Raw genomic sequence first — 12643 nt, forward strand, 5'->3', positions numbered from 1 at the left:
CCTGTGATCAAAGTCGACCGCGTCGAGCTTGCGCTGCGGAATGAGCTGCTGCGCCTGTCCGCCCCCTTCCGCATCTCCGGCCACGTCTTCGAGGCGTCGCCCGTCACGATCGTCACCCTGCGCAAGGATGGCTGCGTCGGCCGCGGCGAAGCCTCCGGCGTGTACTACCTGCACGACGAGCCGGCCGACATGCTGCGCACGCTGGAGTCCATGCGCGATCGCCTCGAATCGGGCATCACGCGCGAGGAGCTGCGCAAGCTGCTGCCTCCCGGCGGCGCGCGCAACGCGGTCGACTGCGCGCTGTGGGAACTCGAAGCCAGGCTCGCCGGCGTTCCCGCCTGGCAACTGGCGGGCATGGAGCGGCCGAGGCCGCTGCTGACCACGTTCACCGTGGGCGCCGACGAACCCGCGGTGATGGCGGAACGCGCGCTGGCCTACACCCACGCGCGTGCGATCAAGCTCAAGTTGACCGGTGAGGTCGACCTCGACATCGAACGCGTGCGCGCGGTGCGCAAGGCCCGTCCGCAGATGTGGATCGGCGTCGACGCCAATCAGGGCTACGAGGCCGCCACGCTGTCGCGGTTACTGCCGGTGCTCGTCGACGAAGGCGTGTCGCTGCTCGAGCAGCCGGTGCGGCGCGGCCACGAGGCCGAGCTGGACGGTATCGATCGCGTCGTGCCGATTGCCGCCGACGAAAGCATCCTGCACCTGGGCGAACTCGAAGCCCTGGGCCGGCATTTCGATGTCGTCAACATCAAGCTGGACAAGTGCGGCGGCCTCACCGAAGGCCTGCTGATGGCCCGGCGTGCGCGGGAAATGGGCCTCAAGGTCATGGTCGGCAACATGGTCGGCACCAGCCTCGCCATGGCGCCCGCATTCCTGCTCGGCCAGTACTGCGATGTGGTGGACCTGGACGGCCCGGTGTTCCTCGTGCAGGACCGCGTGCCTGGAGTCGTCTACGCCGACGGCCACGTCGATTGCCCCGCGACGGTCTGGGGCACGCCGGACGCGGTGGTGTGAACGTGCTCGCCGCGCCGCGCGCCAGCGTCCGTTCGCACTGGTTCAACCAGCCGCCGGGCCTGGCGATCCTGTTCCTCACGCAGATGTGGGAGATCTTCTCCTACTACGGGATGCGCACGCTGCTCGTCTACTACATGACGAAGCAGTTGCTGTTCGGCCAGCAGCATGCGTCGCTGGTCTACGGCGTTTACGTGGCGACGTTCTACTTCACGCCGATCGTCGGCGGCGTCATCTCCGACCGCTGGCTGGGCCGCAAGCGCGCGGTCATCATCGGTGCTGCGATCATGTCCGTCGGGCACTTCCTGATGGCGTCGGAATCGCTGCTCTATTTCGCACTCGCGGCGATCGCGCTGGGCAACGGCCTGTTCCTGCCCAGCCTGCCGAGCCAGATCGACGACCTGTACGCGAAGGACGATCCGCGCCGCGGCTCGGCATACAACTTCTATTACGTGGGCATCAACGTCGGTGGCCTGCTGGCGCCGCTGGTGTGCGGCACGCTCGGCGAGTTGTACGGCTGGCATTGGGGCTTTGGCGCGGCGGGCATCGGCATGTTGCTGGGGCTCCTGATCTACACACTCGGGGCGCGCTGGTTGCCGCCGGAGCGGCCGAAGCCGCGCGACGTGGCGCCGGCGGCACGCATGCCGCGCGATGCGATGCGCAAGCGCGTCCTCGCGCTGCTCGCCATCGGGCTGTGCGTGATGGTGTTCCGCGGTGCGTACGAACAGTCGGGCAACACGATCGCATTGTGGGCCGACGTCGGCCTGGATCGCGCGGCCGGGGCCTTCACGATTCCGATGACGTGGTTCCAGGCGCTCAATCCGCTGCTGGTGATCTTCCTCACGCCACTGCTCGTCATGCGGTGGACGAAGCAGGCAAGCAGCGGCCGCGAACCGTCGCCGGCGAAGAAGATGGCGATGGGCGCGTTCGTGGTCGCGTCCGCGTTCGCGATGCTCGCGTGCGTCGATGCGAGCGCGGGCGGGCATGCGCATTGGACCTGGCTCGCCGGGTTCTTCCTCCTTTTCACCGTCGGCGAGCTGTTCATCCTGCCGATCGGCCTCGGCTTGTTCGCGCGTCTTGCCCCGGCGGGGCATGCCGCGACCACGATCGCCGCCTGGTACTTCGCCTCGTTCGGCGGAAACCTGCTGGCCGGCGCGCTTGGCACCTTGTGGAGCGCGATGGGACACGCGGCCTTCTTCGGCGTGATGGCGCTGGTGGCAGCGACCGCAGGTTGCCTGCTGCGCCTGCTCGACGGTGCGGTCGTCCGCGTCGAGGCGGCCAATGGATCGGGCGTGCCGGCTGGGCCGGCGGCTGCCCGGAGCGCTTGATTGACAATTTTCCGATCCGGATGTTTATATCCTGATCAGGACATTCGAGGGTGCGGCATGGCTTTTGGGATCCCTGGGGAGGGACGGCGCCACTGGCTCAAGGCACAGGACGGCTCGGCGTTCGCCGCGTCGGTTCCCGGTGTCTGGGCGGGGGCCATCGAATCCCGGAGCCATGCCGCACTCCGAACCTGTTCGCAGCGGGCGCGCGATCTCGTCGAGAGGCATCCGCGCTCCGACTGTGAACTGACCGCGGCGCTGACTCGTCGCGGCTATTCCGACACCGACATCGGGCTCGTACCGGGAGGCAACTCCCGGCGCCTGCGCGGTGATGTTCTTGGCTGACACACGCCGATCCGACGGCGAACCTTTTGGGGAGATGGGCATGCACAAGCACCACACGCGCGAACGGGCACCGATGCGCCGTTCGTTGACCACCGCGATCTCGCTGACCCTGGCGCTGTGCATGGCCGGACCGGCGCTTGCGCAGCAGGCCCCGGCCGAGTCGTCGGGAGCCGCGGCGGCTGCGGATCCCGTGACGCTCGACAACGTCGTGGTCACCGCCAACAAGCGCGCGGAGAACATCCGCGAGGTCGCCACCGCAGTCAGCGTGCTGGACTCGCAGCAGCTTGAGAACTTCAGTTCGACGCAGATGTCCGACTACGCCAGCTACGTGCCGGGCCTGCAGCTGCAGTCTTCCGGCACGCCCGGCCAGACGCAGGTCTCGATGCGCGGCATCGCGGCGCTGTCGCCGGGATCGACCGTCGGCACCTACCTGGACGAAACTCCGGTCGGCTCCAACAACCTGTACCAGCAGGCGACGCTGTACACCCTGGACCTGCTGCCCTTCGACGTGGAGCGCATCGAAGTGCTGCGTGGCCCGCAGGGCACGCTGTACGGCGCCGGCTCGATGGGCGGCCTGATCAAGTACACGATGGTCAAGCCCGACGCCGGGAAGACCGAGTTCCGGGTGGGCGCGGGCATTTCGCAGAGCAAGGGCGCCGACGATACGGGCCTGAACTACCGCTTCGGCATGAACGTGCCGCTCATCGACGACAGCCTCGCGCTGCGTGCGAGCTATGCGCGCAACGACATCGCCGGCTCCATCGACAACCTGGTCGACGGCAGCAAGGACATCAACGACGGCGACCAGACCATCGGCCGCGTCGCGCTGCGCTGGCAGGGGGACGGCTCGAGCGTGCAGCTGTCCGCCATGCGCCAGGAGATCGACAGCGACAACAACGCCGCCATCGCTCTGGATCCGGTGACGCTCAAGGCGAACAACGGCCTGGGCAACTTCGTGTTCGTCGACGAGCCGTTCAAGAAGGACCTGGATTACTACTCGCTGACGGTGGACTGGGACTTTGGTTTCGCCGACTTCGTCTCCGCGACCAGTTACTCAGACACGAGCACGCTGTTCACCCAGGACCTGACGCTGCTGTACGGCGGGCTGCTCGCAGACTTCGGGCTGCCGGGCAAGTCATTCCTGCGGCAGACGCTGGACATGGACCAGTTCACCCAGGAGTTCCGCCTGCAGTCCAAGTCGGGCAACAGCTTCGAGTGGCTGGTCGGCGCTTTCTACGACAAGGAGGACGGCGACAACCACCAGTTCATTCCGCTGACCCAGATGGACGGCTCGCCGCTGCCGCCGCCTTTCGGCAACCTGTTCGGCGTGCTGGGCCAGGTGTCCATCCCGAGCACGTACGAGGAAACCGCGGTCTTCGGCAACGCGTCGTACAAGTTCAATGACTGGTTCAAGCTCGGCGCCGGCGTGCGCTTCTCGCGCAACGACCAGGACTTCGTGCAGGAATCGAGCGGCCCGCTGATCCGCACCGGCACGTTCCCGAACTCGTCCAGCGAAGACGTCTTCACCTGGAGCGTCACGCCGCAGTTCCAGATCAACCCGGACATGATGGTCTACGCGAAGGCCGGCACCGGCTACCAGCCGGGCGGTCCCAACGTCGTCGCACCGGGCCTGCCGCCGGCGGTCGACTCCTCGATGCTTACCAGCTACGAACTCGGCATGAAGACCTCCTTCGCCGAAAACCGCGTGCTGCTCGACGTCGCCGCCTACCAGATCGACTGGGAAGACATCCAGGTGGCGTCGCAGGTCAATGGCGTCAGCGGCCTGGTCAACGGTGGTGAAGCCACCAGCCGCGGCATCGAGGCATCGCTGCAGTGGCGTCCCCTCGACGGCCTGACCCTGGGCCTCAACGGTGCCTACAACGACGCCGAGATCGACGAGGACTTCCCGACCATCACCGTGACCCAGCCGGTCCCGGGCCTGGGCACGCTCCGCGCCGACGTCAACACCGGCCTGAAGGGCGACCGCATGCCCTACGTGCCGGACCTGACCTGGTCGCTCACGGCCGATTACTACATGCCGCTCTCCGGCGGCTGGGGCGCGAACTTCGGTGGCGGCTGGCGCTGGGTCGACGACCGCACCAACGCCACGACCAACCGCGAGGTCATCAGCATCATCGATCCGCCGCTCGGCGAGGTGCAGCGCACGGTCACCGAACCGCTGGTGATCGACAGCTACGGTGCGCTCGACCTGTACGCCTCGTTCTCCAACGAACACTGGAGCGTGCGCGCGTACATGAAGAACGTCACCGACGAGCGTGGCTATTCGTCGATGAACGACATCACCGACCAGGTCGGCGACGGCGGCACGCACCACATCCGCGCCGTGCCGATTCAGCCGCGCATGTTCGGCGTCGAAGTCGACTACCGCTTCTAACCGCAAGCCACGGACGGGCGGCCTCCGGGCCGCCCGTGCAACACGGGCCGCCACCCACTTTCCGGTGAATTACCCTGATGTCAGAAGTCCTGCTGCCGCAACCCTATCTGCTGTTTCTCGGCGACACGACGGAGCCCGGCTATGCAAAGACCGCGTTCGGCCTGCGCGACTGGGCCGGCGAGCGCTGCATAGGCGAATACGCCTGCCAGGGCGCAACGGTATCCACCGGACTTCCATTCCTCACGCCGGAGCAGGCGTACGCGGCAGGCGCGAGGTCGATGGTGATCGGTGTGGCCAACTCGGGTGGGTACATCCCGTTCACCTGGCACGCGGCGCTGCTGCGGGCGATGGAGGCCGGACTGGACATCATCAGCGGCATGCATGCCAGGCTGCGCGACTTCGACGTGCTGCGCGAGGCTGCAGATCAATTGGGACGCAAGCTGATCGATGTGCGGCAGCCGCCGGCCGGCATCCCGATCGCGTCCGGCGCACCGCGCAAGGGCAAGCGGCTGCTGACGCTCGGCACCGATTGCGCCTTGGGCAAGAAATACACGGCGCTGGCACTGGCCCGCGCATTCTCGAACCGTGGCATCGACGCGACGTTCCGCGCCACCGGGCAGACCGGCATCCTGATTGCAGGCGGTGGCATACCGATGGATGCCGTGGTCGCCGATTTCGCCGCGGGTGCGGCCGAGATGCTGTCACCGGAGGCGGATGCCAACCACTGGGACGTGATCGAAGGGCAGGGCTCGCTGTTCCATCCGGCCTACGCCGGTGTGTCGCTCGCGTTGCTGCACGGCAGCCAGCCGGACGTGATCGTGGTCTGCCACGAGCCCGGCCGCAAACACGTGCTGGGTCATCCCGGCTACGAGGTGCCCGGCATCGCCGAGACCATCGACCTCGCGCTGCGCCTCGGATCGCGCACGCGGCCGAGCATCCGCTGCGCCGGCGTCAGCCTCAACACCGCCAAGCTCGATGAGGAATCGGCGCGGCGCCTGATCGCGTGGGAAAGCGAGCGGCTGGGGCTTCCGGTCGCCGATCCGATGCGCGGCGGTGCTTCGTTCGACCGGCTGGTCGAGTCGTGCCTCGCATGAGCGGGACACCCTCATCGAGCTGGTTCCAGCGCCTGCTGCTGCCGGGACTGGCGTTCAAGGCCGCGGTGATCGGCGGCGGTTACGCCACCGGCCGTGAACTGGCGGAGTACTTCATTCCCAGCGGTCCGCAGGGCGGCGTGCTGGCGATCCTGGTCGCGATGGTCTGCTGGAGCGCACTGTGCGCGCTGACCTTCGTGCTGGCGCACGCGACGCGCAGCTACGACTACCGCAGCTTCTTCAACACGCTTCTCGGGCCATTCGGCTTCGTGTTCGAGATTGCCTACCTGGTGTTCATGGTGCTGATCCTTGCCGTGTTCGGCGCAGCTGCAGGTGCGATCGGCGAAGCGATGTTCGGCTGGCCCAAGCTCGTCGGCACGCTGCTGCTGGTCTCCGGCATCGGCTTGTTCACTGCCTTCGGCAACCATTCGGTCGAACGCCTGTTCAAGTGGGTGTCGTTCTTCCTGTACGGCATCTATGCGCTGTTCGTGGTGTTCGTGCTGACGAAGTTCGGCAGCCAGGCCATGCAGAACTTCTCGGCGCCGGCCCCCATTGGCGGCTGGCTGCCGGGCGGACTGACCTACGCCGGTTACAACATCGTCGGCGCGGTGATGATCCTGCCGCTGGTCCGCCACTTCCAATCGCGGCGCGACGCGGTCGTCGCCGGCGTGCTGGCCGGACCGCTGGCGATGCTGCCGGGGCTGTTGTTCTTCGTCTGCATGATCGCGTGGTACCCGCAGATCGGAAGCGAGGCACTGCCGTCGGATTACATCCTGCGCCAGCTGAACATGCCGGTGTTCCACCTGCTGTTCCAGGCCATGATCTTCAGCGCGCTGCTCGAAAGCGGTGCGGCAGCGGTGCACGCCGCCAACGAACGCATCGCCGCGAGCTGGCGCGTGCAGCGCGGAAACGAGTTGCCTGTCGTGGGCCGCTTCGCGATCGCCTCTGCGCTGCTCGTGGGTTCGATCTTCATTGCCGACCACTTCGGCCTGGTGGCGCTGATCGCGAGTGGCTACCGCGGGCTGGCGTGGTTGTTCCTGGCGGTCTATGTACTGCCGCTGCTGACGATCGGCGTGTGGTGGCTGTCGCGGAACTCGCCGCGCGTGCCGCTCGCCCGGCAACCCCATTCCTTGCAAGGAGAATGAACATGGCCGGACATGGCTTTCCGCTGCGCTTGTCGCTGCTGGGATCGATGCTGTCGGGAGCGGCGCTGTTGTCGGGTGCCGCATTCGCGGCGCCCCCTGCGGACCTGGATGCGCGCGTCGATGCGGCGATGAAGGCACACGGCGTGCCGGGCCTGGCGATCGCGATCGTCGAGGACGGCAAGCCCGTGCTCGCCAAGGGCTATGGCGTGCGTCGCCTCGGTGCGCCCGAGCGCGTGGACGCCGACACCATCTTCCCGACGGGATCCACCGGAAAGGCGATCACGGCTGCCGCGCTCGCCGTGCTTGTCGACGACGGCAAGCTGGCCTGGGACGACAAGGTCATCGACCACATTCCCTGGTTCCGGATGTACGACCCGTGGGTGACCAACGAAATGACGGTGCGCGACCTGCTCGTGCACCGCAGCGGACTGGGCCTGGGCGCGGGCGACCTGATGTTCGTCCCGACCTCCTCGCGCAGCCGCGCCGATACCGTGCGCGCGCTGCGCCATATCAAGCCGGCCACCAGCTTCCGCAGCGGTTATGCCTACGACAATCTGCTGTACGCGGTCGCCGGGCAGCTGATCGAAGAGGTCAGCGGAAAAACGTGGGAAGTCTTCGTTCGCGAGCGCGTGCTCAAGCCCGCCGGAATGGATAGTTCCGTCACCGAGCAGGCCGCGCGCTTCGCCAATCCCAATCGCGCCTGGCCGCATGCCCGGACGTCCGGCGCCGTGCGCGGCATGGGCGAGCAGGCCGTGCTGGACGAACGCAAGACGCTCGGCGACAACGGCGCGCCCGCCGGCGGCCTGTCGTCCAGCGCAAACGACCTGGCGCACTGGCTGGAGGTGCAGCTCGGCAAGGGCACGTGGGCAGGTGCGGACGGCAAGCCGGTGCGTGTGTTCAGCGAGGCCCAGTCGAAGCAGATGTGGACGCCCGCGGTGCTCACGCCCACGCCCACGTGGCCGGGCAAGCTCGCCGAGGCGGCGCCCAAGTTCTCGGCCTACGCGCTCGGCTGGAACGTGCGCGACTACCGCGGCGAGAAGATGCTGGATCACGGCGGCGCCATCTTCGGCGTGCAGGCGTATGTCGCGATGATTCCCGAGCGAAACTTCGGCATCGCGCTGCTCATGAATGCGGAAGACGTGCAGGTCATGCGCGGTGTGGCGCTCGAGATCATCGATCACGAGCTCGGCCGGCCGAAGTCGGACTGGGTTGCGGCATTCGACGAGTTCATCGATGCGCGCATCGATGGCGGGCTCAAGGCCCTCGACGCGAGCGCGAAGACACGCGTGGCGTCGTCCGGCAAGGCATCGCTGCCGATCCCGCAATACGCCGGACGTTACAGCGATCCGTGGTACGGCCCGATGGACATCAAGCAGGACAGGGGCGGGCTGCGGGTCGACTTCACCCGGACGCCCGGCATGACCGGCCGTCTGGAGCATTCGCAGCACGACACGTTCCGCACGGTGTGGGACGACCCGACGATCGAACCGGCGTACCTCACCTTCGCGCTCGGCGCCGAGGGCAAAGTCGATCGCATCACGCTCAAGGCCGTCTCGCCCATCGCGGATTTCAGTTACGACTACCAGGACCTGCTTTTCACGCCAGTGAAGCAGTGAACGAGGGTGCGTGAGCGAAGGAGGGGAACAGCCGTCGGCGGTTGCCGTAAGCCGACGCGGCTCCGCTCCGGTCGAGGGTTACCATGGTCCATGACCGAGGGCGCCTTACAGGAGCACGCCGATGTCGACATGGCCCGCGCTTCAGTCGCAACTGCAGGCATTGCGCGATGACGTCCCAGGACTGCTGCGGGAGAGTCCCGACTCCGCCGACTTCTTTGGCAAGTTCGCGAGCAGGGCGGGCCTCATCCTTGAGCGCGCACCATCGGACCTGACCGAATCGGTCCGGGCCGAGCTGGGGGCGATCGTGCGAGACCTGAACCTCGCCGATGATGGTGAGGATTAGTCCCCGCAATGGCGTGACCTATGCGGCCCCGGGCGCATGCCCGTTTCCGCGCTCCCATGGCGCTTTCCTAAAGGCCGGTTAAAGGACGCCATCGAAGAACGGCGACGGCCGTCAACTTTTCTTGATTGCGAGCGAGACAAACGTCGGCGGCGTCATAGGATCGCAGCGCCAAACCGAAAACCCTGGGGAATCCATGAAACGCCTGTTGTCCGCCGCATTGATGTGCCTCGTTTGCCTGGCGCCGATGGCGGTCACCGCCAAGAACAAGCACCACGACCGCCATCACCACCACGATCACGATTACGACCGCCATCACGATCACCATCGCTATTACGATGATGACTATGACGACCGCAGGTACAGGGACTACCACCGGCACGATTACCGTCGTGGCGTGGTCTACGTCGAAGAGCGCGTCTATGTCGACGATTACCGCCGCTACGACCTGGCTCCGCCGCCCCATGGACACCGCTGGGTGCGCAGCCCGGACGGCAGGTACGTCCTGATCGCCGTCGCCTCCGGCATCATCGCCGACATCCTGCTGCACCACTGAGCCGCGGATAGGCCAGGGCAAACCCTGGCATGGCCGGCGCCGCAAGGGCGCCGGCCATGGAGCCCGTCATTGCACCGGCTCGACCTTCGGCGGCGACCACGTGCCATCGAGGATTGCGGCATCCGGCCAGTACGTACGCATGTACAGCGAGAACGGCTTGCCTTTCGGTGATGGCAGCCAGTTGGTGCGTTGCGACGGGTCGGCCGGGGCGTCGGCCTGCACGTAGATGGTCGTCGTGCCGTCCGCGTTCGCCACCAGGTCCTTGTTCTTGGTGCCGAGCGAATAGCGATCGATCGTGTTCGGCACGAAGAAGTGCTGCGCGTCGTACAGCGTCAGGGACCAGAAGCCCTTCACGGGTGGCCCTCCCTTCGCGAAGGTCACCGTGTAGCGCTTGCCGCCGTCGAGGCGTGCGCCGTTCGCATCCAGGTCCTGGTAGAAATACGTGGCTTCGTTGGGCTTGTTGACGAAGATGTTGGACTTGGCCACCGCCGTGCGCGTGAAGTAGTCGGTGCCGAACTTCGCGCCGTTGCGTACGGTGCTCCAGTTCGCGGCGACTGGAATGCCGAAGTTGCGGAACTCGAGCAATGGGGCGATGAGTTCCTTCTCGGTGCGCACGGCTTCATCGGTTATCGCAGCCTTGATCGTCGGGTCGCGCTTCGCTGCCTCCACGAGAGACAACGCCTTCGCGTATTGGGCCTCCTCACCCGGCAGTGGCGTCGTGTCCGCGAGCGCTGCGGGCAATTCGTCCCAGAACTTCTTCGGGTCGACCTTGGGAGCCTCGCTTCCGTCGGGCTGCGGGGGAGGGGCCGGGAAATCGGGCGTCTTGCTCCAATCCCGCGTCTTCATCTTCCCATCGAACTTCGACAGCGGATACATGTCGATCTGGCTGATCAACGGCTGCACTGCCTTGCGATCCTCGGCAGTCGCATCGAGGAAGACACGCGGAATGACGTAGCCGCTGTTGGTGCTGCTGCGGAAGACGCGTGTGATGCCCTTGGGGGTTTCGCCCTTCCATCCCGGGCCGGCCAGCAGGTAGAAACCCGGCGTAGTGCCGTACATCTTGCCGAGGTCGACGAAGCTGTCGGTGCGCGTATCGACGACCTGGTAGACCCAGAAGCGGTCGCCGAAATCGGGCACCTGGATGACGACCGGTTCGACATCCAGTCCCAGTGGTCCACCGCCATACACGACATCCTGGTTGGGGCATGCCACCTCGCGCTGGCTCGGCGCGACGTAGTCGGTGAGCATGCTCAGGCTGTTGAGCGGGGACGCGGGCAGCACGCCGCCGAGCCTGCCGGGCCCGGGCAGGGACTGGAAATTGATGCGCCGGTTGTAGACGTTGACCAGCGTCCACGCCCAGAAATACACATCCCTCGCGGCGGCGCGTGCATAGGCTTCGGTGATCCGCGTGCCTGCGACGGGACCCGGAACCTGGGGCGCCGCAGTGACGGGCGCCGGCGCCGGTTGATTGGCAGCCGGCACCGATGCATCGGGCTGGACCGGTGCTTGTGAGGGTGTCGTACGCGTGCATGCGCCCGCCAGGAGCAGGACGATCACGCTTGAAAGCACGTCGCGAACAAGGCGCTTGGGCATGGGGATTCCTTCGCCAACTGCTTGTGTGGAGCCGCGAGCGTACGCTCGGCTCAGTGCTCCGAACTCTCACCGCGACGGAGTGAAAGTCCGGTAAAAGGCCGGCCTCCATGCATGCGAACAAGCCTGTAACGCAGCCCGTCGTTTGATTGTCAGCAGCAACCCACCGTCGTCAGATGGACTTCCACAGCTTGAGCGCCTGGTCCCGGATCACGTCGGGGCGCTCTTCCGGCCAGAACAACTTGTAGCCGTCCAGGCGCTCGACGTGCTGGAGGTTGCCGACATGATCGATCAGGTACTTCAGCCCATCGAGACTGAAGATGTCGTCGGCGGTACCCCAGACGATGCTGACCGGAGTCTTGCTGGCCTTGAGCGCGGGGGCGATGCCTTCCAGCGAGTTGTTGGCCAGGGACAGGGCGAACCGGTTTGTCCGCTGACGCAGCACTTCGGTTTCCACCAGTGGCGTGAAGTACATCGCGACGGCATCGTTGGTGGGATTGGACAGGTCGCGGTAGCACATGCCGCCGAAGCCGTCGGGAGTGCGCGCAAGGTTCGGATCCTTCCACCAGGGCAACAGCCACTCCTGCGCGAACCTGTCCTGGCCGGCCAGCTCGATCACGGGCGCCATGGCCTTGGGCGGGCATTCGATCTCGGTATCGCAGTTGGTCAGCAGCACGCTGCGGACCCGCTCCGGGTGGTGCACGTAAAGCAGCTGCGCCACCGCACCGCCACTGTCGTTGCCGACGAGATCCACCTGGTCGATGCCCAGCTTGTCGAGGAAGGCCACGAGCATGGCGACCTGATTCGCGGGCTCCATGCTGACGCCTTCACCGACCCGGGTGTAGCCCAAACCCAGGAAGTCCGGCGCCAGGCAACGACGGTGCGGTGCCAGTCCCTGGATCGCATCGCGCCACTGGAAGGAGTTGAGAGGAAAGCCGTGCAGGAACAGCGCCGCTGGACCGCGGCCGACGTCGACGTAGGCGATGTCGCCCAACGGTGTGGCCAGATACTTGCGTGCCTGGGCGAAGGCGGCGGCCGAGGCAACCGACACGGCGCCAGCGGTGGCCTTGTCAGTGGCGGCGGCAAAGGCGCTGCCGGCCAGCAGGGCGGCTCCGCCCGCGACGCTCATGCTCAGGAAAGTACGGCGGTTCATGGGCTGCTCCGATCATTCGATGAGCCCATTGTTTCCCCGGCCGCCTGCCTTGCGAATGACCTCGCGCGTC

11 protein-coding genes are annotated in these 12643 nt (G+C 66.4%); 9 read left to right on the plus strand and 2 right to left on the minus strand.

Features of this window, described 5'->3' with window-relative positions; translation table 11 throughout:
* Positions 1–3: 3 nt before the first annotated feature.
* The 9 genes from IU514_RS08035 (at position 4) to IU514_RS08075 (ending at position 9830) form a co-directional block, all read left to right on the plus strand.
* The gene (locus IU514_RS08035) at positions 4–1020 is read left to right on the plus strand and encodes a dipeptide epimerase (protein ID WP_324187799.1); all 1017 of its coding nucleotides are present in this window, start codon (positions 4–6) and stop codon (positions 1018–1020) included.
* A complete protein-coding gene (locus tag IU514_RS08040; RefSeq protein WP_324187800.1) occupies positions 1017–2345 on the plus strand; it encodes a peptide MFS transporter in 1329 nt (442 codons plus the stop codon). Before IU514_RS08035 ends, IU514_RS08040 begins: the two co-directional genes overlap by 4 nt.
* 57 nt (positions 2346–2402) lie before the next feature.
* The gene (locus tag IU514_RS08045) at positions 2403–2687 is read left to right on the plus strand and encodes a hypothetical protein (protein ID WP_194930587.1); all 285 of its coding nucleotides are present in this window, start codon (positions 2403–2405) and stop codon (positions 2685–2687) included.
* A 40-nt stretch (positions 2688–2727) separates the two neighbouring features.
* Positions 2728–5082 carry a TonB-dependent receptor gene (locus IU514_RS08050; RefSeq protein ID WP_194930588.1) on the plus strand — a complete coding sequence of 785 codons (2355 nt, stop codon included), beginning with the start codon at positions 2728–2730 and terminating at the stop codon, positions 5080–5082.
* A 77-nt stretch (positions 5083–5159) separates the two neighbouring features.
* Positions 5160–6176 carry an N-acetyltransferase DgcN family protein gene (locus IU514_RS08055; RefSeq protein ID WP_194930589.1) on the plus strand — a complete coding sequence of 339 codons (1017 nt, stop codon included), beginning with the start codon at positions 5160–5162 and terminating at the stop codon, positions 6174–6176.
* Positions 6173–7318, plus strand: a complete 1146-nt coding sequence (locus IU514_RS08060; protein WP_194930590.1) for a YkvI family membrane protein — start codon at positions 6173–6175, stop codon at positions 7316–7318. The genes IU514_RS08055 and IU514_RS08060 overlap by 4 nt, the downstream gene beginning before the upstream one ends.
* 2 nt (positions 7319–7320) lie before the next feature.
* Positions 7321–8934 (plus strand): serine hydrolase, encoded by a 1614-nt coding sequence (locus tag IU514_RS08065; protein ID WP_228760573.1) that lies wholly within the window; start codon positions 7321–7323, stop codon positions 8932–8934.
* 121 nt (positions 8935–9055) lie between these two features.
* Positions 9056–9277 (plus strand): hypothetical protein, encoded by a 222-nt coding sequence (locus IU514_RS08070; RefSeq protein ID WP_194930591.1) that lies wholly within the window; start codon positions 9056–9058, stop codon positions 9275–9277.
* Positions 9278–9470: 193 nt separating this feature from the next.
* On the plus strand, positions 9471–9830 hold the full coding sequence (locus tag IU514_RS08075) for an RcnB family protein (RefSeq protein ID WP_194930592.1): 360 nt from the start codon (positions 9471–9473) through the stop codon (positions 9828–9830).
* A 66-nt stretch (positions 9831–9896) separates the two neighbouring features.
* Here IU514_RS08075 and IU514_RS08080 read toward each other — a convergent pair whose 3' ends face one another.
* Together IU514_RS08080 and IU514_RS08085 are read right to left on the minus strand one after the other, a co-directional pair.
* Complete coding sequence (locus IU514_RS08080) at positions 9897–11423, minus strand: DUF1254 domain-containing protein (RefSeq protein WP_194930593.1); 1527 nt, start codon at positions 11421–11423, stop codon at positions 9897–9899.
* A 169-nt stretch (positions 11424–11592) separates the two neighbouring features.
* Positions 11593–12573, minus strand: coding sequence for an alpha/beta fold hydrolase (locus IU514_RS08085; RefSeq protein ID WP_194930594.1), 981 nt, complete (start codon positions 12571–12573; stop codon positions 11593–11595).
* Positions 12574–12643 lie beyond the last annotated feature (70 nt).

It is taken from the genome of Lysobacter niastensis, assembly GCF_015453285.1.
In the GTDB taxonomy this organism is placed as follows: Bacteria; Pseudomonadota; Gammaproteobacteria; order Xanthomonadales; family Xanthomonadaceae; genus Lysobacter_J; species Lysobacter_J niastensis.

Bases quoted from the DNA above. Each gene is read 5' to 3' on its own strand.
- IU514_RS08045 (WP_194930587.1), top strand. From the start codon at position 2,403: ATGGCTTTTGGGATCCCTGGGGAGGGACGGCGCCACTGGCTCAAGGCA.
- IU514_RS08050 (WP_194930588.1), top strand. From the start codon at position 2,728: ATGCACAAGCACCACACGCGCGAACGGGCACCGATGCGCCGTTCGTTG.
- IU514_RS08055 (WP_194930589.1), top strand. From the start codon at position 5,160: ATGTCAGAAGTCCTGCTGCCGCAACCCTATCTGCTGTTTCTCGGCGAC.
- IU514_RS08060 (WP_194930590.1), top strand. From the start codon at position 6,173: ATGAGCGGGACACCCTCATCGAGCTGGTTCCAGCGCCTGCTGCTGCCG.
- IU514_RS08065 (WP_228760573.1), top strand. From the start codon at position 7,321: ATGGCCGGACATGGCTTTCCGCTGCGCTTGTCGCTGCTGGGATCGATG.
- IU514_RS08070 (WP_194930591.1), top strand. From the start codon at position 9,056: ATGTCGACATGGCCCGCGCTTCAGTCGCAACTGCAGGCATTGCGCGAT.
- IU514_RS08075 (WP_194930592.1), top strand. From the start codon at position 9,471: ATGAAACGCCTGTTGTCCGCCGCATTGATGTGCCTCGTTTGCCTGGCG.
- IU514_RS08080 (WP_194930593.1), bottom strand. From the start codon at position 11,423: ATGCCCAAGCGCCTTGTTCGCGACGTGCTTTCAAGCGTGATCGTCCTG.
- IU514_RS08085 (WP_194930594.1), bottom strand. From the start codon at position 12,573: ATGAACCGCCGTACTTTCCTGAGCATGAGCGTCGCGGGCGGAGCCGCC.